Genomic DNA, 24,852 nt, shown 5'->3' on the forward strand with positions numbered 1-24,852 from the left:
TTAAAATTTGAGGTGGATAGCGTTTCATGAAAAAAATTGTCCTGGTGATCAAAGATGCTTATTCGTATGCGGGCACCGAGAACATCTGTAACTTCATGTCAGAGTGTCTTGGCGAGACCCATGAAGTCACCATCTACTCGCTGGAAGGCAGTGGAAAAACCTTTTACCCGTTTGAGCACGTCAAACAGATCGTCAGCTTTGAAGGGCAGAGCAATCCGATCAAAAGCGCGGTTGCCCGGATTCACGAAGAGGGTTTCGATACCGTCTTCCTGATCAGCATGGGTCGCCTGAGCGTGATGTTCGCTTTCTGGAATCTGCTGGCGATGAAGAAGAAGCGGGGCAAAGCCTACGCCTGCGAACACATCGCCATTAACTCCTTCAGCAAACCGATTAAGTTCCTCAAGTTTCTGCTGCTGCGCTACTACGACCGCGTGATTGTTCTGACCGACAAAGATCATCAGGTGTTCAGCCGCTGGCGCATTCCCAGCAAGCAAATCCCCAACCCGGTGGTTTACAAAGACTATCAGCGCCAGACCCGTCATCGCCAGGCGCTGGCCGTAGGCCGTCTGGATAACCAGAAGGGCTTTGACCTGATGCTGGATATCTGGCGCGACTTCGCCCGCAGCCATCCTGACTGGACGCTGGTGATTGCCGGTGACGGTGAACTGCGTCAGCAACTGCATGACCAGGCGGCGGTGCTGGGCATCACCGACAGCGTGAAGTTTGTCGGTAAGGTCAGCAATATCAACGACTACTATCGCGACAGCGATATGGCGCTGATGACCTCGCGCTATGAAGGATTGCCACTGGTGCTGCTGGAAGCAAAATCCTGGTCACTGCCGGTAGTGGCATATGACTGCCCGACCGGTCCACAGGAGATCATCAATCACGGTGAAGATGGTTTCCTGGTTCCGATGAACGACAAAGCCACGTTTCTGGCCCGAATGGAGCAGCTCGCCAGCGATGACGCGCTGTTCTATGCCATGAGCGAAAAAACGAAACAGACCGCGCTGAAATTCGACGGTAATCAGATTAAGCAAAGCTGGCTGTCACTGGTTTAACCGGAGCTGGAAAAGCTCACTTGCGACGTGCCTCAGGGACACCGCCATGGCCAATGGCCTTATTGACTACGGGAATTGATGCATGAAAAGAAGAGAAGTTTTACAGACCGCCGCCTCCGCTCTGGTGGGGGCTCTCTCCGTGAGCACCTTTTCCAGCTACGCTGCAAAAAGTAACGGTATCGCCCTGAAGCCGGTTGATGCCACTGACGTGCCTAAAGGCGACGTGCCAATTCTGACCCCGGAAAATGTCTACGCCATGCCACCGCAGTTCTGGCAGGGTTTTGAAGGCAAACTCTGGATTGGTAAAGCAGGTGCAGATGCCAGCAAACCGGGCAACCAGATCCCGGTCTTCCTGCGTGATGCCAGCGGCAAAGTGTCGGAGATTGCTCAGCCTATCGCGCTGAACAAAGGTAACTTTGCCCAGTTTATTCAGGACAATGCTGCGCTGATTGCCAATCCGTCGCATTCGATGGCAGTCGAGGACAGTAGCGGTCAGACGCTGTTCAACATCGCAGATGTCAGCCGTCCGGGCGCTGCAGATTTCAGCCAGCGTCTGGCGCAGCCAGCAGGTTATCAGCTGATTGGTGAGATCCCGTCCGTAGCGGAGTTACGCAAAACCCGTCCGCTGTTTGAAGGGGCCAAGGTTAAGCTGAAAAGCTGGCATGAAGGACGGGAAGTCGGCGGCGGCGAGTTTGTCGGCAGCTTCCAGCCCGCGCAGAATGATGGCGGCGTGAACTTTGCCGGTGAGGGCTTTTCCTGGCGTCGCGTGGTAGACGATTTTAACCGCCTGACCCTGTTTGATTTCGGTGCGATTGCCGATGGCAAAACCGATACGGCACCCGCCATTATGGCGATGTTCCAGTGGTCACAGCAGGCTAACCAGCAGATCTGCGTCCAGTTCCCGGCCGGTACCTTCATGGTCTCAGCCTGTAACCTTGGCGATAAGTATCTCAACTTCTTCCGCATGTCCGGTGCGATGGTAAACTTCGGCTACTTCCCGGCGACCACGATTGTCTCGGATGGTAAGTCAGAGTTCGTCTTTGAGATGAATGCCCGTCGGGTTGAGCTTTCCAACCTGAACTTTAACGGCAACAGCGATAAAAGCCCCAACAAGCAGGGCTTTTTCCATAACAATTGCCCTGGCGGACAATATTTCCGTGGTGCCTGCCTGCGCTTTAACGCAGTCGGCGGCACCGCTATCAGCCTGCAGGATACCCTCGATTGTAAAATCGACCAGTGGTACGCCTCACGCTGCAGCGGCGATGTGATCAAATCGGGCTGGTCAGGTCAGAAGCAGGGCAAATGGGACCACAGCACCGCGATTGAGCTGTCGAACTTCAATGCGCAGTACTGTCGTGGTGGCAAAGTCCTCAACCTGCCGCGCTGCGGCCAGTCGATTATCCATAACGGCTGGATTGAGCATTGTGATAACCCGGGCGATCTCTCCAACGGTCAGTGGATTGTCGATGCGCTGAGCCTGGAAGATTGTAAGAATCCGCTGATCGCGCATAACACGCGCCTGAATATGCGCCAGACCAGCCTGCAGTCGGGCAGCTGGATCGACAACTCCATGCAGGGCGACCGTCTGCTCAGCATCTGGGAGATGGGATCGACCCGCGTGGAGTCCTATGGCGTCGCGCTCGATGGCAGCCTGAAGTACAACTACATTACCTCGCGCTGGCGTTTAGAGAACAACACGAATCAGGAAACCTGGTTTGATCTCGGCAGCCTCTACTCCCCGACGGTGGGTGATTCGTGGGAGATCGAAATTTTTGGTCAGTCGCAGTTCAGCAACGGCAGTGGCGATAAGCCGCTGATGGACCTGATCGGTGACAAGACCACCGGTGGCCGCGCGATGATCCATGTACAGCGCAAAAAAGATCGCTCTGAAGCGAGCTGGTCGGCCGAAGGCAGCAGCCCGATTGTCGATGTGCGCTATGTGGCTGAGCATGACACCGATGTCCGCATCTTCGTCAAACTGGCGGGCTGGACGCCGTCGGTGGCCGTGCTGGTGAAAACCACCGGTAAAGATCGCTTTGTCACCGGTCGCTGTGCGCGCGTTAACGCGAAGATGGAGAAGGGCAATCCTCCGGCGGGCGACGCGACTAAACGCGCGCCGCAGCGCTTCAGCCTGCACAACGGCAAAGCGGGCGTGGGCGCTAATGAACAGGGCGACCTGCTGATGGCTTCCCGTCCGCTCTCCGCCGAACAGGTCGATACCAGCAAGCCAGAAGGTTTTGTTTCCGTCGTGATCAACGGCAAACAGGTCGCACTGCCTTACTTCGCAATCAAGTCGTAACACCTTGCATCACGGCCGCCACAATGGAGGCGGCCGGTTTTAACAGGAGCACTACCTTTGGGTGCGTTATCCCGTAAAGCATTACTTTAAACAGAGTTCATTTTGCCCATTGCGGATCTGGGCGGCTTACAGAATTAAAAAAATTCATTCGGAGTTGTTATGAAAATTTTATTGGTGGGTAACCATACGTGTGGAAATCGCGGGGATGGCGCGATTCTTCGTGGACTGATTGATTCAATGAAGTCTGCACGCAGTGATTTAGAAATTGATGTTATAAGCCGTTATCCAACCAGCTCCGGTTATCTGCTTCAGCAGGATATTAAGCAGGATGCGCTGTATCTGCACAACAGCAAATCAGGCAAAGGTCTGGTCGGTTCGTTCAAGCGTAAAGTCGCGAACCGCCTGATGCCTGATATCATGATGGCGCATCTGGGCAAGGGCGGGATCTTTAAGTCGTTCGCTGTACCCCCGCACCTGAAAGCGTTTACTGACAGTCTGGCAAAATATGATGCGATTATTCAGGTTGGCGGATCGTTCTTCGTTGACCTCTATGGTGTGACCCAGTTTGACCATGCCCTCTGTGCACTGATGGCGAAAAAGCCGATCTACCTGATCGGTCACTCGGTGGGGCCGTTCCAGAACCCGCGCGTCAATGCGCTGGCAAACTTTGTCTTTGATCGGGTCGACAGCCTGGTGCTGCGTGAATCGGTCAGTCTTGACCTGATGAAGCGCGATGGCGTGACCAGTTCTAAAGTCGCGTCTGGCGTTGATACCGCTTTCCTGGTGCGCGCACGCGAAGTCGAAAATCCGAGCCATAACCTGCTCTACTGGCAGGGCATTATCGATGGCCGTAAAACCATCGCGATCACCGTGCGTGAACTGGCACCGTTTGATAAACGTCTGGGTGTGACGCAGAAAGAGTATGAAGCGGCATTTGGCCGGGTGATCAATGCCATGATTGCTGAAGGCTATCAGGTTGTGGCGTTCTCAACCTGTACCGGCATCGACAGCTATGCCAAAGATGACCGCATGGTTGCACTGACCCTGCGTGACCACGTGACGCAGCCTGAACATTACCATGTCATTATGGATGAGTTTAATGACCTGGAACTGGGCATCCTGCTGAATCATTGTCATCTGACCATTGGTACCCGCCTGCACTCGGCGATTATCTCCATGAACTTTGGCACCCCGGCTGTGGCGATTAACTACGAGCACAAGTCGATGGGTGTGATGAACCAGCTTGGTCTGCCGCAGATGGCAACCGATGTGAAAAGCCTGATGGATGGCTCGCTAATCGACAAGGTGAAAACTGTGCTTGCCGATTACGACAACATCAAGCTCAAGGTCGACACGGCCGTTGCGAATGAAAGGGAAATTGGCAACCGGATCACTGAAGAGATTCTCAAAGTATTAGGGTAATGTGATGAAACTGACTTTTTTCACCATGCGTTTCCCGGTTGCCTCTGAGACATTCGTATTAAATCAGGTAACCCACTTTATTGATGCCGGTTACGAGGTGGAGATTATTTCAGTCTTTCCCGGCGATTTAGTGAACCGGCATGCCGCTTTTGATGAGTATGGTCTGGCGGCGAAGACGCATTATCTGCTGCCGGAAGAGAAGATCTCGATTGTCGATAAGCTGAACCAGCGTATCAAGCTGGTGCTGCCAAAAGTGACGAAGCCGTCGCTGCTGCGTTCGCTGAATGTGCGCCGTTATGGCGCACAGTCCAGCAAACTGCTGCTGCCGTCGATTGTGGCGAATGCTAAACAGACCTTCACCGCAGATGTTTTCCTGGTGCATTTCGGCTATGCCGGTGCGCTGGCGAACAAGCTGCGTGAGCTGGGCGTGCTCAAGGGTAAACAGGCGACCGTGTTTCACGGCGCCGATATTTCCCGTCGTCACATTCTGGAAGAGCACAAACTCGACTATGTGAATCTGTTCCGCCAGAGTGAGCTGATGCTGCCTATCAGCAATCTGTGGAAGAATAAGCTGATTGAGATGGGCTGCCCGCCGGAAAAAATTCACGTTACGCGTATGGGCATTGAGCCGGAGAAGTTTAACTTCCAGCCGCGCCAGGCGTTTCAGACGCCGCTGCGTATCGTTTCGGTGGCTCGTCTGACCGAGAAGAAAGGGCTGGATGTGGCGGTCAAAGCCAGCGCCATCCTGAAGCAGCGTGGCGGTCAGTTTCAGTACACCATTATCGGTAACGGCGATCAGGATGAGATGATGCGTGATTTCATCGCCCGCGAGGGGATGGAAGATTGCGTCAGCATGCCGGGCTTTAAACCGCAGGAGGAGATCCGTCGCGCGCTGAGTGAGGCTGACATCTTCCTGCTGCCCTCCAAAACCGCCGCAGATGGCGATATGGAAGGTATTCCGGTTGCACTGATGGAGGCGATGGCGGTCGGCCTGCCGGTGGTCTCAACCTTCCACAGCGGCATTCCGGAGCTGATCGAAAACAACGTATCTGGCTGGCTGGTGGAAGAGGACGATCCTGAGGCGCTGGCGGAGACGCTGCTGAAGCTCTCTCAGGGTGAAGTGGATGTGGCGCCCGTGGTCGCGGCCGCCCGTCACAAAGTTGAGACTGAATTTAATCAGCATATCGCCTACGGCGAACTGGCACAGATTCTGGAGCGACTGGTGTGAGTGGATTTAAGTCACAGGCGATTTGGCTGTTCGGCAGCACCTGCTTCTCGGCAGTGCTGCAGGTTGCACAGCTAAGCTTTCTCGCCCGCAAACTGGAAACCCACGAGCTGGGTCTGTTAGCCATCATCAACGCCATCCTGGCGGTGGCGGGTGTGCTGCAGGATATGGGGATGAGCAGTTATCTGGTGCATCGCCAGAACATTACCCGTCGTGAGCAGAGCACTATCTACTGGGTGAACGTCTCACTCAGCTTGTGTACTGGCCTGATCATGCTGCTGATCGCCTTCCCGGTCTCCTGGTTCTATCACCTGCCGGAGCTGGTGGGTCTGATCATGCTGACCAGCCTCAACTTCCTGGTGCTGGGGCATCTGTCGCAGTATCAGGCGCACTACATCAAAACCAAGCGGATGGTTTCGCTGGCGAAGATTGAGATGGGCACCAAGCTGTTTGCCTTCCTCTGTGTGGTGGCGATGCTGGAGTTCACCTCGCTCACCGTAGCGGCGGCGATTCTTGGTCTGTTTATCAACGCCTTTACCCGCATCCTCTGCATGATTGCGCTGGGTGAGAAGTCGTGGCGTCCGACCTGGGAGTTCGATAAAGCGACTTTTATTGGCGCGATTCGCTACGGCAGTTATCAGCTCGGCTCGCAGACCATTAACCAGCTGCGAACCCAGGCCGATGCGCTGGTGGTCGGTAAAGTGATGGGCGCAGAGATGCTGGGTGTCTACTCGCTGGCGAAAGAGCTGGTGCTGCAACCGCTGAAGCTGGTGACGCCGGTGATTAACCGTCTGGCACTGCCGCGCTTTGCAGAGAAGCAGCACGATGCCGAGCAGTTGAAGAAGCTGTTCCTCAAAGGCACGCTGGGGATCATGCTGTTCAGCAGCGCGATGTACCTGGTGATTGGCATCTTCTCGCCGGTTATCGTTCGTGTGCTCTACGGCGCATCCCACGAGCAGGTCTATCATCTGATTCCGCTGATGCTGCTGTTTGGTATGCTGCGGCCGATGGGCGGACTGACCGGAGCGATTTCCCAGGCCAACGGACGGACCAACGTTGAGTTCTACTGGAACATCGTGGCGAGTATTGTGGTTCTGGCGGTGCTGGCAACCACCTTTATCTGGCCGAACGTGCTCTATGTGGCGCTGACGCTTTCCATCTCGCAGATTCTGATCTCGGCACTGGCTCATCCGTTCTTTATCAAGCCGGTAATTGGCATTCGGTTTATCCCTTATGCCCGGCAGTGGGTGGCGGTGTCGGTGGTATTTGTCGGCATAATGCTGCTGGTCAATCACTTTAATCTGTTTGTGATGCCAGAGTGGTTTGAAGGCTGGTTGTAATCACAATTGCGTTATATCAACGGGCGGCCTCAGGGTCGCCCGTTTTCATTTATGGCTGGTCTCAGCCGTGCGGCGACCAGGGGTTGAAATAACAGAGGCGATATTCGATTACTGATTGTCTTTATTCAGTTTATGCCGTTGCTGGCAATGGGCAAAATGCCGAATTTCCAAGTTATGACAGAGAGTTACTGTCCGATTTTCAGATAAAGATTATACTTGCTCTTCCGGCCGATCCTGCATAATCGACCCACATCTTCATTTTATTAAACGGAATAAATATGACCAAGCTTAAAGCAGTAATCCCGGTTGCGGGCCTCGGTATGCATATGCTCCCTGCGACTAAAGCCATTCCGAAAGAGATGCTGCCTGTCGTCGACAAACCGATGATCCAGTACATCATTGACGAGTGTGTTGCCGCGGGTATTAAAGAGATTGTGCTGGTCACGCATGCATCGAAAAATGCCGTAGAAAACCACTTCGACACCACCTATGAGCTCGAAGCGCTGCTTGAAGCGCGCGTGAAGCGTCAGCTGCTGAGCGAAGTGCAGTCTATCTGCCCGCCAGGCGTAACCATCATGAACGTGCGCCAGGCGCAGCCGCTGGGCCTGGGTCACTCGATTCTCTGTGCCCGTCCGATGATCGGTGATAATCCGTTTGTGGTCGTGCTGCCAGACGTCCTGCTGGATGACTCCACCGCTGACCACATGCGTTACAACCTCGCAGCAATGGTTGCCCGTTTTGAAGAGACCGGCCACAGCCAGGTCCTGGCGCAGCATATGCCCGCGTCCAATCTCACTGAGTACTCGGTAATCACCACTGCAGAGCCGATTGATCACCCTGGCGACATCAGCACCATTACCGATTTCGTTGAGAAGCCTGAAGATACCGCCGGACTGAATTCTGACCTGGCTGCGGTAGGCCGCTATGTCCTCTCTGCTGATATCTGGGCCGAACTGGAGCGCACTGAGCCAGGCGCGTGGGGCCGTATCCAGCTGACTGATGCCATCGCCAGCCTGAGCAAACATAAAACCGTTGATGTTTCGCTGCTGACCGGCCACAGTTTTGACTGCGGTCGTAAGCTCGGTTACATGCAGGCGTTTGTCTCTTACGGCCTGCGCAGCAACGCGCAGGGTCGCGATTTCCGCGAAGCTATCCAGACCATCCTCGCAAAACAACAGTAATTTATCTGCCGCGTCCTGCGCGGCAGATTGAAAGGAGCTCACATGGCAATTTTAGTCACGGGCGGAGCAGGGTATATCGGCTCCCATACGGTACTGGCGCTGTTGCAGCGCGGTGATGATGTTGTGGTTCTGGATAACCTCTGCAATGCCTCACGCGAAGCGATTAACCGCGTTGAGAAACTGGCAGGCAAAAAAGCGACCTTCGTTGAAGGCGATATCCGTGATCGCGCCTGTCTGCGTGACCTGTTTGCATCCAACAGCATTTCAGCCGTGATCCACTTTGCTGCGCTTAAAGCCGTCGGTGAATCTACGCGTATGCCGCTGGAGTACTACGAGAACAACGTCGCGGGCACCGTGGTGCTGCTGGAAGAGATGCGTGATGCCGGCGTCTGGAACTTCATCTTCAGTTCATCAGCAACAGTTTATGGCGCAGATGCCCCGGTTCCTTACGTTGAGACCACGCCGATTGGCGGCACCACCAGTCCATACGGCACCTCTAAGCTGATGACCGAATTCGTGATGCGCGACTTCGCCAAAGCTGAGCCGAAGTTCAAGGCGATTGCGCTGCGTTACTTCAATCCGGTGGGCGCGCATGAGTCAGGCGAAATCGGTGAAGATCCGGCGGGCATCCCAAACAACCTGCTGCCGTACATTGCACAGGTTGCGATTGGCCGTCTGGAGAAGCTGGGCGTGTTTGGCGGTGATTACGATACGCCAGACGGCACCTGTCTGCGTGACTACATCCATGTCGTTGACCTGGCGGAAGGGCATCTGAAAGCGCTGGATTATCTGAGCAAAGTTGAGGGCTACACCGCCTTTAACCTGGGCGGCGGCAAAGGCTTCTCGGTGCTGGAGATGATCAAAGCGTTTGAGAAGGCGTCCGGCAAGGCGATCCCGTTTGAGATCAAGCCACGTCGCGATGGCGACCTGCCTGCGTTCTGGGCCGATGCGTCACTGGCAAACACCACGCTCGACTGGCGCGTGACGCGCGGCATCGATGAGATGATGCGCGATACGTGGAACTGGCAGAGCAAGAACCCCGATGGGTTTCGGTAGTCTGCGATGAAATAAAAAAAACCCGGCTCAGGCCGGGTTTTTTTGTGCCTGCATTAAGAGAAATTGCATATTCCTGCTCACTCTCCTCACCTCAATGCCAGATTGTGACTGACTGATGACTTAATACGGAATTATCCTGGTCTGGCTTCTATAGCGTTTAATCACAATAGCGGCTAATCCGACTGTGTGAAGAGGCGCAAAGCGCGATTCCTCATACGCTACTATGCTGTTTTGCCAGTGATTACATTTACTCATGCAGGATGAGATCAATGTTTAGTCACTCTTAAGTTTTGTCAGTGGCAATGAAAGATTAGGCATATTATTTTTGCCGCACAAAATGTACTATTTGGTGTTATCCCGGAACCCGTATGCGATTGAATAAAATATAATCAGCGCATCGACAAGCTAACCTGTGAAGGTAAGATTCCTATCACACAGCGCATTGGTTGCTGCAAGCCAGGGGCGGTAGCGTGGCTGTTTATTCATAATGAATAAAAATTGACCCGCTTATATGCATAGCATGTTTAAATTTGTTAGAGGATGTGGAATGTTACTTCCCGTAATCATGGCCGGAGGAACCGGCAGCCGCTTATGGCCCCTTTCCCGCGAACTTTACCCAAAACAGTTCATCTGTCTGCACGGTGAGCACTCCATGCTGCAGGAGACGGTTAATCGTCTGAGCGGTGTCGAAGCGCGTGCACCGATGGTCATCTGTAACGAGGAACATCGTTTCCTGGTTGCCGAGCAGTTGCGACAAATTAACAAGCTATCCCATAACATCATTCTCGAACCGGTAGGGCGTAACACTGCTCCGGCCATCGCGCTGGCTGCGCTGAACGCCGTAGAGCAGGGTGATGATCCGGTTCTGCTGGTGCTGGCCGCCGATCACGTGATTGAAGACCGTGCTGCGTTTCATCAGGCTATCAAAGTCGCCACCGCCTATGCCAAACAGGGCAAGCTGGTGACTTTTGGTATTGTGCCAACCGGTCCGGAAACCGGCTATGGCTACATTCAGCGTGGCGAAGCACTGCCAGGCGCAGAAAGCGGCCCTTATCAGGTTCAGCGCTTTGTTGAAAAACCGAATCAGAGCACCGCTGAGCAGTATCTTGAGTCCGGTGAATACTACTGGAACAGTGGCATGTTCATGTTCCGGGCTAAACGCTATCTGCAGGAGCTGGAGAAATTCCGTCCGGATATTCTGGAAGCCTGCCGTCGCGCCATGGCTAACGTGAAAGAAGGGAATGATTTCATCAGTATTGATAAAGATGATTTTATCGCCTGTCCTGACGAGTCAGTGGATTACGCAGTAATGGAACAGACCGATGCCGCTGTGGTCGTCCCGCTGGCAGCCGGATGGAGTGATGTCGGTTCATGGTCTGCACTGTGGGAAGTAAACGACAAAGACGCTCACGGCAACTCGCTGAAGGGCGATACCTTCCTGCACAACACCAAAAACTGCTACATCAACAGTGAAGATCAACTGGTTGCCGCCATCGGCGTTGAAAACCTGGTCATTGTGAACACCAAAGATGCTGTGCTGGTTGCACGTAAAGACCAGGTACAGGATGTTAAGCGGGTGGTTGAGTTCCTGAAAAACGAGTGCCGCAGCGAATATCGCCGCCATCGTGAAACTTACTGGCCATGGGGACGTTGCGATCTGGTGGTTAACACTGGCCGCTTCAACGTTAACCGCATCACGGTTAAGCCGGGTGAAGCCTTCGAACTGCAGATGCATTATCACCGCACCGAACACTGGGTGATCCTCTCAGGCACAGCGAAAGTCACTATTCAGGATAAAACCCTGCTGCTGACAGAAAACCAGTCAACCTTTATTCCAATCGGTCACCCGCATACGTTAGAAAATCCAGGCAAAATTCCCCTGGAACTTCTGGAAATCCAGTCGGGTTCTTACCTTGGTGATGACGACCTCATTTTGATTAAACAACAGTTTGCAAGTAAGTAAGGACAGACACGATCATGGCAGCACTGACCTGTTTTAAAGCTTATGACATCCGCGGCGAGTTAGGCACTGAACTGAATGAAGACATCGCTTACCGCATTGGCCGCGCCTATGGTGAATTTATCCGGCCAAAAACGATCGTGGTGGGCGGCGATGTCCGACTGACTAGCGAGTCGTTAAAGCTGGCACTGGCAAATGGACTGCGGGATGCGGGCACCGATGTGCTCGACATTGGTATGAGCGGAACAGAAGAGATCTATTTCGCCACGTTTCATTTAGGCATTGATGGCGGCATTGAAGTGACTGCCAGCCACAACCCGATGAACTACAACGGGATGAAACTGGTACGGGAAGGTGCTCGCCCGGTCAGTGGTGATACCGGTCTGCGTGACGTGCAGCGCCTGGCTGAAGCGAATGACTTTGCTCCGGTAGAAGAGAGTAAGCGCGGCAGCTTTAAACAGATTTCTGTGCTGGATGCCTATGTCGATCACCTGATGGGTTACATCGACCTGAGCAACTTCACTAAACCAATGAAGCTGGTGATCAACTCCGGTAACGGTGCAGCAGGTCATATCATTGATGAAATTGAAAAACGCTTTAAGCAGGCCAATGCGCCAGTAACGTTCATCAAAGTACATCATGAAGCTGACGGTAACTTCCCGAATGGTATTCCAAATCCGCTGCTGCCGGAGTGTCGCAAAGACACTTCTGATGCGGTGCGTGAGCATCAGGCCGATATGGGTATCGCCTTCGACGGTGACTTTGATCGCTGCTTCCTGTTTGATGAGAATGCAGAGTTCATTGAGGGTTACTACATCGTTGGGCTGTTAGCCGAAGCGTTCCTCAAGAAAGAGCCTGGAGCGAAAATTATTCACGATCCGCGTCTGACCTGGAACACCATTGATGTGGTGACCAAAGCGGGTGGTATTCCGGTGATGTCTAAAACCGGTCATGCGTTTATCAAAGAGCGCATGCGTGAAGAAGACGCGGTTTACGGTGGTGAGATGAGTGCGCACCACTACTTCCGCGACTTCGCTTACTGCGACAGCGGTATGATTCCATGGCTGCTGGTGGCAGAGCTGCTGGCAGTGAAAGGAGAGACACTTTCCGGGCTGGTTTCGGAAAGAATGAAGGCGTTTCCTTGCAGTGGTGAGATTAATTCTAAAGTTGCCAATACAAAAGAAAAGATTGAAATCATTAAAGAGCACTATGTATCTGAAGAAAGTGTATTAAATCTGACAGATGGAATCAGTGTGGATTTCTCTGACTGGCGTTTCAATTTAAGAACTTCTAATACAGAACCTTTAGTCAGATTGAACGTCGAATCTAAAAACAATTCAGCGTTAATGAATGAGAAAACAGCAGACATTCTAGCTTTACTAAATGGAGTCCAGAAGTGAGAGAGATACTGATAGCGATATTAAAGTATCGTGGCTTTATATGGAGTAGTGTGAAAAGAGACTTTCAGTCTCGCTACCAAATGAGCATATTAGGAGCAGCATGGTTAGTCTTGCAGCCTCTCGCGATGATCACTGTTTATACCGTAATCTTCTCGCAACTTATGCAGGCCAGGTTGCCTCAGTCAACCGGACCTTTTGCATACAGTATATACCTCTGTTCCGGTATTCTTACTTGGGGTTTATTCGCTGAAATACTTTCCAGAATGCAGGTAGTATTTATTGAAAATGCTAATTTGTTGAAAAAGGTTACATTTCCAAGAATCTGTTTGCCGGTCATCATTGTTTTATCATGCATACTTAACTTCTTAATAATATTCTCACTGTTTTTGTTTTTCCTGGCAGTGACGGGGAATTTTCCCGGAGTTGACTTTTTCTATATTATTCCAATATTGATCATTCAGGTATTATTCGCGAGCGGGCTTGGCATTACGCTTGGCGTACTGAATGTTTTTTTCCGTGATGTGGGGCAGTTTGTCACCGTTCTGCTTCAATTCTGGTTTTGGTTCACGCCGGTGGTGTACGTCTATACAACACTTCCTGTCTGGGCTCAGAGATGGTTAAATTACAATCCAATGACAGCCATAATAAACGGATATCATGAAGTTTTTGTACATAACACCGTACCAGACTTTTTTGCTATGAAATGGACTGTTGCTATCGCGGTTATATTTTGTGTGTTGGGTATTTATCTCTTTCGGAAACACGCGGCTGATATGGTGGATGAATTATAATGTACAGCATAAAAGTTGAAAACGTCAGTAAGAGTTATAAACAATACCCGCGAAAAATTGATCGGCTATTAGAGTGGGTTTTACCAAGCAAAAAAAAACGTTTTCATGAAAAACATGTTTTAAACAATGTCTCTTTTGAAATTGAAAAAGGGGAAGCTGTTGGTATTATTGGCGTCAATGGCGCTGGTAAAAGTACCTTATTAAAAATTATCACGGGTACCACAGCAGCGACATCAGGACAGGTGAAATCACAGGGGCGTATTGCTGCACTCCTTGAATTAGGTATGGGATTCCACCCTGATTTTACCGGCAGGCAAAATGCTGTAATAGCGGGCCAACTCCTGGGTATCACTGAAGAAGATATGGATGAAGTCATCCGTGATGTAGAAAACTTTGCTGGTATAGGTGAATACTTCGATTCTCCTGTACGGACATATTCAAGTGGTATGCAAGCCCGTGTAGCATTCTCAGTAGCGACCGCAGTTAAAGCTGATATATTGATTGTCGATGAAGCACTCAGCGTTGGCGACCTGGCTTTTCAGGCTAAATGCATGCAACGCATGAATAAGATGCTTGAAGACAATGTGACTATCCTTTTTGTCAGTCATGCACTTTTCCAGGTTAGGCAGTTTTGTTCTCGTGCAGTCTATATAGCAGACGGGGAAGTAAAAGCTTTTGGTGCCGCGGCAAAAGTTTGCGACCTCTATCAAAACTCTCTGGTGGAAAATAAAATTTCTATTAAAGAGCAGGAAAATACGGGATTAATTGTTAATCACAAACTCGATCCTGATATTACAGTTAATCCTAATCTCCGCCAGAATTCCCTACAGGAGAATGCCGGGAGCCTGGCTCTGGAGTTTCTGGATTTCAAAATGTTGAACGCTGAGGGGGAGGAAATTGCTACCCTCTACGCGAAAGATAAAGTTACCGTTCAGGCTGTTATCAGATGCAACAGAGATGTACCTGCTGAGGCATGTGTTGGCATGCTGATCGGTGACAAAAATGGTTTTCCTGTGTTGAGCATGAATTCCAACTATTATGATACTCGCCTGGAGAGTCTGAAAGCTGGTGAACACGTCATCATCAGCTGGGATTTTGTCATTCCCTTTTATATGGGAGAATATCGCATCGATATTGGCATCAAGCCTGAACCCTATTCGTCTGATTTTTATGATCGGATCTTCTGCGTAAAAGTTTTCACTGTGAATACGCCAGTTGAGCTTCTGAAAGAAAACTTTGGTGGTATGCTCCATATCCCGGCAGAAATGAAAATCATAAAAAAATAAATCCAGTCTGAAATTTCAGGAAATATGTGTTAATCACATGAGGTGAATGCGAGTAATGTCAAATAAGAAATCCAAATATCTATTTTTTTGGCTTCCCTATGACGTCAAATATTCCTATGAAACATTTCTAACCGCTTTTTACCTGAGTGTTAAGCGTTTCTCTTGTAATGACGCGATACATATCGGACATGAGAAGATTTTTCAGGATGTGCCACCGCATTTACCTGAGAACTGGCTGGCAGATTTTAATACTTCCTTGCCAGACAATGAAGAGTTAAGAAATCTGGATAAAATTATCTGGAGCAGCGATGTTTTTTCTGCTCTGGAAGTTAAGCATAAATCTAAAAACATCGTATGGCAGCATATTCTTACCCAAGAGTACGAGCCATTGATGGAGCTGTTTGAATCTGAAATTGTCAGAATCAAAGAAACGTTTGATATTAAAGCTGTAGTATTATGGTCAAACTGTCCTTCAGTAAAAAAAATTGCACACAAACATCAGATTCCTGTTATTCATAATGAACTAGGACCATTACGAGAACCTGTTTATTTACCGACTTGCTATTTTGATTTTAGTGGTGTTAATGGGAATACTGAGGCTGCCCGTCGGTTTGAAAATTATCACATAAGCAACGATCGATATGCAAATTTTGGACGTGTAGCGCTGCTAAGTCTTTTTCTTAAAGTCGTAAAACCCATTCGTAAATTTGATAATTACGAAATTGGTGTGCCTCTTCAGGTTGAAGATGATTCAAATATTATTGCTTATAATAACGGGTTTGATAATCCCAAAATTATTGACTACGTCAAAAGTAAAACCAGCAGAGTTTTGATCCGCAAACACCCTTACGGACGTGTTAATTATAAAGATATAGAAAATGGAAGTGAGGATTTAACGCCTCAGGAATTTATCGCTTTATGCGAAAAAATAATTACTATTAATTCGAGTGTAGGTTTCGAAGCATTGTTATGGGGAAAACCAAGTGAGATATTAGGCGATTCTCCATTTTCATTCATTAGCCGTGACAGCGCCGGGTTTGTCGATGCGCTAAGATTCGCATTGCTTAACTATCTGGTCCCATTCGATTTCCTTTTCAACAAAGAATATTACGACTGGCGCATCACGATGCCTGATGAAGATAGTATCAGGGATAAGCATCTGTTCTATTATCTGAACTTAAAACACGGCTGGAATAAAACAAATATAAACATCGATACAATTCCTATTGAGCTGGAGAATATTTTTTTCAGAAATCTTAATTTGCAATTCGTTGAAAATGAAAATTATTTTCGTTCTGAGGCCGAAGAATTAACTAAAAAATTAATGAAGTTTAATTCCGACAGGGCGAAAGAAGTGGATTTGCTTAATTCGGAACTGAGTAAAAAGAACCAAGAGCTTGATAGTGCGGTCAATAAAAAGAAACATCTAGCAGATGAATTATGGTGTCACCAGCATCTTATTGAAAACATCTATGCAAGTAAGTCATGGCGACTTACAAAACCATTAAGAGTTATAAATAGTCTAAAATATGCGAAAAAAACAACATTTCCCTTGAAACGCAAAGTTGTTGCGCTGGCTTTACCAATTGCCAGAAAAATGCTTGCCAACTATCAGGCTCGAAAATTAGCTATAGCTGTAACAAAAAAGATTGGCCTTTACGGTAAATTAAAAAGCATTTATTTACAAAGTACAGTTCCAGTCGCCTCACCATTAGTCGATGTTTCAAATGAAAGCCAAAAATCCAAAGACACTGTTATCAATATTAAAAAAATCAAGATGCTTAAAAGTCAAAGAGGGAACGATTGATGCGCATAGCAATTGATATGCAGGGTTTGCAGTCAGAGAGTCGGTTCAGAGGTATTGGCCGGTATACTCGTGCGATAGTTAAGTCTCTGGCTAAACTGGCATTTAATAAAAAATATGAAGTTATTTTAATAGGTAATGGTGCTTTCCCAGTAAAAGATTTAGTCAATGAATTTTCTCCACTGGTTGGCCGTAATGCTATTAAGTTCTGGTACCCGGCAGGGCCCTGTGCATTTGAAAACCCCGCCAATCATCATAATAATTCAAATGCAAAAATTATTCGGGAAGCATTTTTTAAAAGCCATAAGCCTGACATCATCTATATACCGGCTATGTTCGAAGGCTATCAAGATGATAGCGTCTTAAGCGTTAATGAATTCGATACGGATACACCCGTTGTCACAACCCTTTATGATCTGATTCCGCTACACAATCCTGCACAATATCTGGACCCTAACCCCAATTATAAGAAGTTTTATCTTGAGAAGATTTCTTATTTGCAGGCATGTAAAAAGTTACTGGCTATCTCTGCTTTTTCAAGACATGAAGGACAAGAGTATTTTAAAGATAAAGCTGAAGATATTGTTAATGTCTCTACAGCCTGTGACGATATTTTCAGAGTTATAGAATCAGACCAGAATAAAATCAACGAGCTCAAACTTAAATTTAAAATAACTAAACCATTTATTATGTATTCTGGAGGAGCAGATGAACGTAAAAACCTTCCTGCTCTGATAACAGCACTCAGTGAGCTTCCTGTTGAACTACAGAAACAGTATGATTTTGTATTAGCAGGAAAATTATCGCAATTTGACATCGATAAACTCAATCACCATGCTCGTCAGTGTAAGTTAGAACACATGTCGATGATCATGACTGGTTATATTACTGATGAAGAGCTGGTTCAGCTTTATAACACCTGTAAACTCTTTGTCTTTCCCAGTTGGCATGAAGGATTCGGCCTGCCGGCTCTGGAAGCTCTTGCTTGCGGCGCCGTTGTGATTGGTGCAGGCAATACCAGTTTACCTGAAGTAATTGGTATCGAAGAGGCGTTGTTTGATCCGCTAAGCGTGTCAGACATCAGAGAGAAGATTACCAATGTGCTTACGGATGAATCACTTTATTCTTCTTTGAAAGAAAAAGGCTTGTCGCGAGCTCAAGCCTTTTCATGGGATACTTCTGCTGCTATTGCGCTTTCTGCATTTGAAGAAGTTATTGAAAGTAAAGAAACGACTGTCCTGAAGGATGCTGGCAGTCTTAAGAAGACGTTAGCATTTTTTACACCTTTAAGTCCTGCGCGATCAGGTATTTCATTATATAGCGAAGAGTTACTTCCAGCGCTATCAAAATTTTATGATATTGATGTGGTTATTGATGAAAACCAGTCTGATATAAGAGAGAATAGTTATTATTCTTTCATTACAGCGAGCGAATTTTTAAACAGCTCAAAAATTTATGATCGCATCATTTATCAAATGGGTAATTCCATATTTCATGATTATATGCATGAGATTCTGGAAATTTATCCCGGCATTGTTTGTATGCATGATTTTTATCTCAGTAACTATTTCCGCTATAAAGAAACCTTTGCTGGTCATGAACGTTCATGGAGCGAACAGTTATTTGATTCTCATGGTTATAATGCGCTTATTCAAAGAGCGAATATTAATGACGATGAGAAGATAATGTATCATTACCCGTCAAACTTTAATGTGCTGAGTAATGCTACGGCCGTTATAGTGCATTCCGATTATTCGAGGAAGTTAGCAAAACAATGGTATTCAAACAGTCGCGCGCTTGACTGGGAATGTATTCCATTGTTGCGTGCTGAACCCGTTTCTCAGGATAAGCAACAGGTCAGAAAAGAACTTAATATTTCTGAAGATAAAATATTGATTTGCTCATTTGGTATTCTTGATGCTTCTAAACTCAACCACCTTTTGATTCAGGGGTTAGGAGCTTTAAATAATGAGCTAAAACATAAGATCAAAATGGTTTTTGTTGGAGAGCTTGGTGGTAGCTATAAAGATCGGATTGAGTCATTAATAAAAGAGTATCATCTTGAGTCAGCTGTCGAGATCACCGGGTGGGTTTCTGATGCTCTTTACCGGCAGTATCTGGTTGCCGCTGATATTGGTGTTCAGCTCCGTGCTTTATCCCGGGGGGAAACCTCTGCCGCTGTTTTAGATTGCATGAATTATGGTTTAGCAACAATTATCAACGCTAATGGTTCAATGGCTGAGCTCCCTGATGACAAAGTTATTAAGCTCGCTGACGAGTTCATGCTGAGCGATTTGATCACGGCTATTGATAAATTGTGCGAGGATAAAAAATTCAGAGAAGATCTTGGCGATAGCGCGCATCTTTATATCTCAGCAGAGCACAGCCCCGAAAGATGTGCTGAGTCATGTTTTAATCATATAGAGGCTGCATATAGTAAAAATAATCTTACTGTTAATCAGATTATCAACAAGCTGGATATTCCGGAAAAACAGTATGAACCTTACGCTAATCTTATAGCCAATAACTTTCCCCGCATGAAATCAAACAGAAAGTTATTTTTTGATGTTTCCCTCATTAAAGATTCTGATTTATGGACCGGGATTGAGCGTGTTACCCGAGCCCTGCTGATTGAGCTGACCAAGCTATCAGATAATCGTTTTAGCGTAGTGCCTGTATATCTGAATAAAGAGCAAAGTGGTTATACTTTACGTGAAGCCAATAGTTTCATGGCAAAACTCTATCCTGGTATTGCACCTTATATTGATTACGATAGATGTGTCGATTTTAACTCAGGCGATGTTTACTTTTCATCCGAGTTAGCCTGCGATTTAGTCATAGATGCCCAAAAAAATGGATTTTATGACCATCTCTTAAAAAACAGTGTTAATGTCACATTCATGATTCATGATATTTTACCTGTTACCAAAAATCATTTCTTCCCGCCTGGAAGTAATGAAAGTTTTTCAGCATGGCTTAATATTATAATCGAGTATTCTGATAAAATAATTTGCGTTACTGATGCTGTTGTTAGCGAAGTTAAAAAATATATTTTGTCCAAAAAGCTAGATAATCCACGTTTGCAGCTAGAGTATTCTCATCATGGTGCGGATATTTCCTCAACAATACCTTCAGGTGGCATTAATTCGGGCGATGTTGACAAGGTTAACCTGATTAAACAGAATCTCTCTTTCCTCATGGTTGGTACACTGGAGCCGCGTAAGGGGCATTTGCAGACTGTGGCTGCTTTCGAACTGCTTTGGGCAGCAGGTAATGAATCCCACCTGGTTATCGTGGGTAAAGAAGGCTGGAAGGGGTTGCCAGATGATGCGAGGCGTACGATCCCTGAGATTGTCGATACGATTAAAAATCATCCGTTGTTAAACAAAAAACTCTTCTGGTTTGATAACGCCAGCGATGAATTACTTAATGAGCTTTATCAGAACGCTGACTGCTTACTTTATCCATCTGAAGACGAAGGTTTTGGTCTTCCGTTAATTGAAGCCTCACAGCATAACAAACCATTGATATCACGTGATGTTCCGGTGCTTCGTGAAGTTGCTGGTGAGGGCGCTTTTTATTTCCAATCCAATCGGCCTGAGGTATTAGCTCGAGCTATAGAAGAGTGGATCGAACTCTTCAAAAACAATGCACACCCTGATTCAGCTGAGATTAGTTGGTTAAGTTGGGCGCAAAGTGCAGAAAATCTTGTAAAAAAACTCTTTGATTAAAAGGTTATCTATAAATGAAAAGTGCAGTTATTACAGGCATCACTGGTCAGGATGGCGCATATTTAGCTGAATTGTTACTTGATAAAGGTTATAAAGTCTTTGGTACTTATCGCCGTACAAGTTCAGTAAACTTCTGGCGCATCGAAGAGTTAGGAATTAAACAAAATCCTAATCTTCACCTGGTCGAATATGATCTGACTGACCTGTCATCAAGCATTCGTTTACTTCAGGAAAGCAAAGCGACCGAAGTCTACAACCTTGCGGCTCAAAGCTTTGTAGGTGTTTCTTTTGACCAGCCGCTGACCACAGCTGAAATTACAGGTATTGGTCCGGTAAACTTGTTAGAAGCTATTCGCATCGTTAACCCTAAAATTCGTTTCTATCAGGCGTCTACTTCAGAGATGTTTGGTAAAGTGCAGGCTATTCCGCAGAAAGAAGATACACCTTTCTATCCGCGTAGCCCGTATGGCGTTGCAAAGTTGTATGCCCACTGGATGACAATTAACTACCGTGAGAGCTACAACATCTTCGCCTCAAGCGGCATTCTGTTTAACCACGAATCACCACTGCGTGGACAGGAGTTTGTGACCCGTAAGATCACCGATTCTGTAGCCAAAATTAAGCTCGGTAAGCTGGATGTGCTTGAGTTAGGTAACATGGACGCCAAGCGTGACTGGGGCTTTGCTAAGGAATATGTTGAAGGCATGTGGCGTATGCTGCAGGCTGATGAGCCAGATACATTTGTCCTGGCAACCAACCGCACTGAAACAGTCCGTGACTTCGTTTCAATGGCGTTCAAAGCTGCTGGCATTGAATTGCGCTTCGAAGGCAAAGATGACCAGGAAGTTGCCATCGATGTAGCCACTAATAAAGTGGTGGTTAAGGTCAATCCTAAGTTCTATCGTCCTGCTGAAGTAGAATTACTGATTGGTAATCCACAGCGCGCGAAGGACATTCTGGGCTGGGAACCAAAAACCACGCTCGAAGAGTTGTGTGCGATGATGGTAGAAGAAGATCTGCGCCGCAATAAACAAGGGTTCTCCTTCTGATATGACTAATGGCAAAAAAGCATTGATCACTGGGATCAAGGGCTTTACCGGCCAATATATGGCAGCGGATTTATCCGCTGCCGGATATGAAGTTTATGGTTTCGGTTCAACTCCCGCCCAGAATTCCTCACGCTATTTTCAGGTTGATCTTACTAATGCAGCACAGGTAAAAAATGCTGTTGACAGTATTCAGCCTGACGTCGTTGTTCATCTTGCAGCCATCGCTTTTGTTGGTCATACCGACCCGAATGCGTTCTATAGTGTAAACCTTTGCGGTACGCGTAATCTATTACAGGCTCTTAGCGAATCAGCAAAAATGCCGGATGCAGTTTTGATCGCCAGCAGTGCTAATGTTTACGGTAATAACACACCGGGAAAATTAGCAGAGTCAGTTCCTGCCAGACCTGCAAATGACTATGCGGTAAGCAAGCTGGCAATGGAGTATATGACCAGTCTGTTTTATGAAAAATTGCCGATTATTATTACCCGGCCATTCAATTACACCGGCGCCGGTCAGGCAGAAAATTTCCTGATTCCGAAAATCGTCAAACATTTTCGTGAGAGAAAAGATGTCATTGAGCTGGGCAACATAGATGTATGGCGTGATTTTTCCGACGTGCGTGACGTGGTTAAAAGCTATTCCGCGTTACTTCATTCCCGCTCATCTGGTCAGACTGTCAATGTCGCTTCAGGTAAAATGCATTCATTGAGGGAAGTCGTTGATCTCTGCCAATCCCTGACAGGCCATGATATTAAGATTGAAGTTAATCCTGATTTTATACGGCCTAATGAAATTAAAGAACTTTGTGGCGATATCACTTTGCTCAGTAGCTTAGTCGGTGAGACTTCGTCTAAAATCCCTCTTAGAGATACCCTGAAATGGATGCTGGAAGCAAAGCAATAAACGTCGTTTATTCTACGGACTGTATTAAATATCCTTTAACCGGTATTGGCCGTTATGCGTTTGAGCTTGCTAAACAGCTTCAGGAAAGAGATAACGTCGCGCTGACGTTTCTTCATGGCACTAAGACTCGCGACTCACTGGCAGTCGCGAGTGAGTCTGCTCAATCGGTTCAATCTCTAAAGCGTAAGTTACAAAGAAGCAAAACAGTAAGTGAAATATACCGTTTGACTTTCCCGGTAATGAAAATGATGGCGCTGAGGCATTTTAAGAATCATATATTTCATAGTCCAAACTATTATCTACCTCCTCGCGTGAAACATTGTGTTGCCACCTTTCATGACCTGTCAGTATTCCATTGGCCTCAATTTCATCCGGCTGGACGTGTTCACCTGATGCAAAAAGAGTTAAGGAATACCGTTTCGCGTGCATCGATGTTGATTACTGACTCTTATTACACAAAGAATGAGTTAATTGATTTCTTTGGTATTGAAGATCATAAGATTGCCGTAGCTCCTCTGGCCTGTAATGAACATTTTCATCCCCGGGATCAAGCAGAAACACAACATGTTCTTGAAAAATACAATCTTAAGTGGCGACGTTTCTTTCTGTATACCGGCACGATTGAACCAAGAAAGAATATCCTGACATTGCTTCAGGCGTATGATCGTCTGCCCGCTCAGGAAAAATCTGCTTTCCCGTTAGTCATTAGTGGTTATAAGGGTTGGGAAAATGAGCAACTCTTTAAACTCTTTGACAAGGGCGAGAGAGAAGGGTGGCTAAAATATTTAGGTTTTGTACCCGGTAAAGATCTGCCGTTTTTATTCAGTGCTGCAACGAGCTTTGTTTTCCCTTCAATCTATGAAGGTTTTGGCTTGCCGGTTCTTGAAGCGATGGCATCAGGAACGCCCGTGATCTGCTCAAATGCAACATCACTTCCGGAAGTCGCTGGAGATGCAGCATTAATGCATGAACCTCAGGACGTTCATGCTTTGACAAATTACATCCAGATGATGATTGAAAACGCTGATGAAAAGCGCCGTATGATTGATACGGGATTAGCGCGTGCCCGCGAATTTTCATGGTCACTGTGTGCGGATAAAACCATTGAAGCTTATGAGCAGGTCGCAAGATATATATGATTAAAGTTCTACACTGTTACAAAACCTACTACCCTGATACTTTTGGCGGCATCGAGCAGGTTATTTATCAGCTCGCAGAAGGTGGTTTTAAATCAGGTATTGAGTCTGTTGTTTTTACTCATAGTCCGCAATTTGAAACCAAACAAAACACGCTGGATAATCATCAGATTCATCGGGTAAAAACGCAGTGTGAGTTTGCTTCCACGCCATTCTCTTATTCAGCGATAAAAGAGTTCAGGGAACTGGCTCAGAAGGCGGATATCATCCATTACCACTTCCCGTATCCCTTTATGGACTTTATGCATTTTGCTGCTGGCATCAAAAAGCCATCAGTAGTGAGTTATCATTCTGATATTGTTAAACAGAAGGTGCTGTTAAGGCTCTATACGCCGTTGATGAACCGTTTTCTCTCCAGTGTAGACCGCATCGTTGCCGCGTCGCCAAACTATGTTGAAAGTAGCCCGGTCCTGCAGCAGTTCAAAGATAAAGTTGAAGTTATTCCTTACGGTCTTGATAAACAGTTTTATCAAAATAACGATTCTGCCGTTCTGCAAAAATGGCAGGCAAGATTTCCGGATGGCTTCTTTCTCTTTATTGGAACGTTTCGCTATTACAAAGGCCTGCATATCTTAATCGAGGCGGCAAAGAACAGCCGTTATCCAATCGTCGTGGTTGGTGCAGGACCTATTGAGGCTGAGCTGAAATCGCAGGCGCAGCAGTTAGGCGTGAACAATATTCATTTCCTGGGTGCGCTGGAAGACAGCGAAAAATCTGCCTTGCTACAGTTATGTACCTGTCTGGTTTTCCCGTCTCATTTACGTTCAGAAGCTTTCGGTATCTCTTTACTGGAAGGTGCTCTCTATTCAAAACCACTAATCTCCAGCGAGATCGGAACGGGAACAACCTTTATCAATATTGATCGGGTCACAGGATTAGTCGTCCCTCCATCTGATCCCGCAGCATTACGACGGGCGATGGATGAAATCTGGCAGAACCCCGAGCTGGCAACGACCTATGGTGCGGCTGCGCTGGCACGCTTTGAATCCCTTTTCACAGCAGATAGAATGATTCAAAGCTATACCAAGCTTTATAAATCCTTGTTAAGTGTGTGATTTATTTTCAGATAATTTCATCCGCACGACCGCACCATTCATTACCTTTAATCCGCTATCCTGAGTTAACATACTGATCACTTACAAAGTGG

The 24,852-nt window shown here is 47.3% G+C and carries 17 protein-coding genes; all 17 read left to right on the forward strand.

Features of this window, described 5'->3' with window-relative positions:
* The first annotated feature begins 26 nt into the window (after nucleotides 1–26).
* Complete coding sequence (locus HFD94_RS03230) at nucleotides 27–1,061, forward strand: glycosyltransferase (RefSeq protein ID WP_010670977.1); 1,035 nt, start codon at nucleotides 27–29, stop codon at nucleotides 1,059–1,061.
* An 82-nt stretch (nucleotides 1,062–1,143) separates the two neighbouring features.
* Nucleotides 1,144–3,360: a phage tailspike protein gene (locus HFD94_RS03235; protein ID WP_122888694.1), complete on the forward strand. Its 2,217-nt coding sequence runs from the start codon at nucleotides 1,144–1,146 to the stop codon at nucleotides 3,358–3,360.
* Nucleotides 3,361–3,519: 159 nt separating this feature from the next.
* Nucleotides 3,520–4,782 carry a colanic acid biosynthesis pyruvyl transferase WcaK gene (wcaK, locus tag HFD94_RS03240; protein WP_010248124.1) on the forward strand — a complete coding sequence of 421 codons (1,263 nt, stop codon included), beginning with the start codon at nucleotides 3,520–3,522 and terminating at the stop codon, nucleotides 4,780–4,782.
* 4 nt (nucleotides 4,783–4,786) lie between these two features.
* Nucleotides 4,787–6,010, forward strand: coding sequence for a glycosyltransferase (locus HFD94_RS03245; protein ID WP_010248122.1), 1,224 nt, complete (start codon nucleotides 4,787–4,789; stop codon nucleotides 6,008–6,010).
* Nucleotides 6,007–7,347, forward strand: a complete 1,341-nt coding sequence (locus tag HFD94_RS03250; protein WP_010248120.1) for a lipopolysaccharide biosynthesis protein — start codon at nucleotides 6,007–6,009, stop codon at nucleotides 7,345–7,347. The genes HFD94_RS03245 and HFD94_RS03250 overlap by 4 nt, the downstream gene beginning before the upstream one ends.
* Before the next feature lie 278 nt (nucleotides 7,348–7,625).
* The gene (gene galF / locus HFD94_RS03255) at nucleotides 7,626–8,528 is read left to right on the forward strand and encodes a UTP--glucose-1-phosphate uridylyltransferase GalF (RefSeq protein ID WP_010248118.1); all 903 of its coding nucleotides are present in this window, start codon (nucleotides 7,626–7,628) and stop codon (nucleotides 8,526–8,528) included.
* Between the two features lie 42 nt (nucleotides 8,529–8,570).
* Nucleotides 8,571–9,584 (forward strand): UDP-glucose 4-epimerase GalE, encoded by a 1,014-nt coding sequence (gene galE / locus HFD94_RS03260; RefSeq protein ID WP_010670976.1) that lies wholly within the window; start codon nucleotides 8,571–8,573, stop codon nucleotides 9,582–9,584.
* A 547-nt stretch (nucleotides 9,585–10,131) separates the two neighbouring features.
* A complete protein-coding gene (locus HFD94_RS03265) occupies nucleotides 10,132–11,547 on the forward strand; it encodes a mannose-1-phosphate guanylyltransferase/mannose-6-phosphate isomerase (protein WP_122888695.1) in 1,416 nt (471 codons plus the stop codon).
* A 14-nt stretch (nucleotides 11,548–11,561) separates the two neighbouring features.
* A complete protein-coding gene (gene cpsG, locus HFD94_RS03270) occupies nucleotides 11,562–12,944 on the forward strand; it encodes a phosphomannomutase CpsG (protein WP_122888696.1) in 1,383 nt (460 codons plus the stop codon).
* Nucleotides 12,941–13,735, forward strand: a complete 795-nt coding sequence (locus tag HFD94_RS03275; RefSeq protein WP_167432754.1) for an ABC transporter permease — start codon at nucleotides 12,941–12,943, stop codon at nucleotides 13,733–13,735. The genes cpsG and HFD94_RS03275 overlap by 4 nt, the downstream gene beginning before the upstream one ends.
* On the forward strand, nucleotides 13,735–15,021 hold the full coding sequence (locus HFD94_RS03280) for an ABC transporter ATP-binding protein (RefSeq protein ID WP_122888697.1): 1,287 nt from the start codon (nucleotides 13,735–13,737) through the stop codon (nucleotides 15,019–15,021). The genes HFD94_RS03275 and HFD94_RS03280 overlap by 1 nt, the downstream gene beginning before the upstream one ends.
* Before the next feature lie 55 nt (nucleotides 15,022–15,076).
* Nucleotides 15,077–16,828, forward strand: a complete 1,752-nt coding sequence (locus HFD94_RS03285; RefSeq protein ID WP_158601475.1) for a hypothetical protein — start codon at nucleotides 15,077–15,079, stop codon at nucleotides 16,826–16,828.
* Nucleotides 16,828–20,556: a glycosyltransferase gene (locus HFD94_RS03290; RefSeq protein ID WP_122888699.1), complete on the forward strand. Its 3,729-nt coding sequence runs from the start codon at nucleotides 16,828–16,830 to the stop codon at nucleotides 20,554–20,556. Before HFD94_RS03285 ends, HFD94_RS03290 begins: the two co-directional genes overlap by 1 nt.
* 14 nt (nucleotides 20,557–20,570) lie before the next feature.
* Nucleotides 20,571–21,605, forward strand: a complete 1,035-nt coding sequence (gene gmd, locus HFD94_RS03295) for a GDP-mannose 4,6-dehydratase (RefSeq protein ID WP_122888700.1) — start codon at nucleotides 20,571–20,573, stop codon at nucleotides 21,603–21,605.
* 1 nt (nucleotide 21,606) lies between these two features.
* Complete coding sequence (locus tag HFD94_RS03300; protein ID WP_122888701.1) at nucleotides 21,607–22,509, forward strand: GDP-mannose 4,6-dehydratase; 903 nt, start codon at nucleotides 21,607–21,609, stop codon at nucleotides 22,507–22,509.
* Nucleotides 22,485–23,648: a glycosyltransferase family 1 protein gene (locus HFD94_RS03305; protein ID WP_122888702.1), complete on the forward strand. Its 1,164-nt coding sequence runs from the start codon at nucleotides 22,485–22,487 to the stop codon at nucleotides 23,646–23,648. Before HFD94_RS03300 ends, HFD94_RS03305 begins: the two co-directional genes overlap by 25 nt.
* Complete coding sequence (locus tag HFD94_RS03310; protein ID WP_122888703.1) at nucleotides 23,645–24,760, forward strand: glycosyltransferase family 4 protein; 1,116 nt, start codon at nucleotides 23,645–23,647, stop codon at nucleotides 24,758–24,760. The genes HFD94_RS03305 and HFD94_RS03310 overlap by 4 nt, the downstream gene beginning before the upstream one ends.
* Nucleotides 24,761–24,852: the final 92 nt, after the last annotated feature.

The sequence above is a fragment of the Pantoea sp. EKM20T genome (genome assembly GCF_011800485.1).
Taxonomy (GTDB): domain Bacteria; phylum Pseudomonadota; class Gammaproteobacteria; order Enterobacterales; family Enterobacteriaceae; genus Pantoea; species Pantoea agglomerans.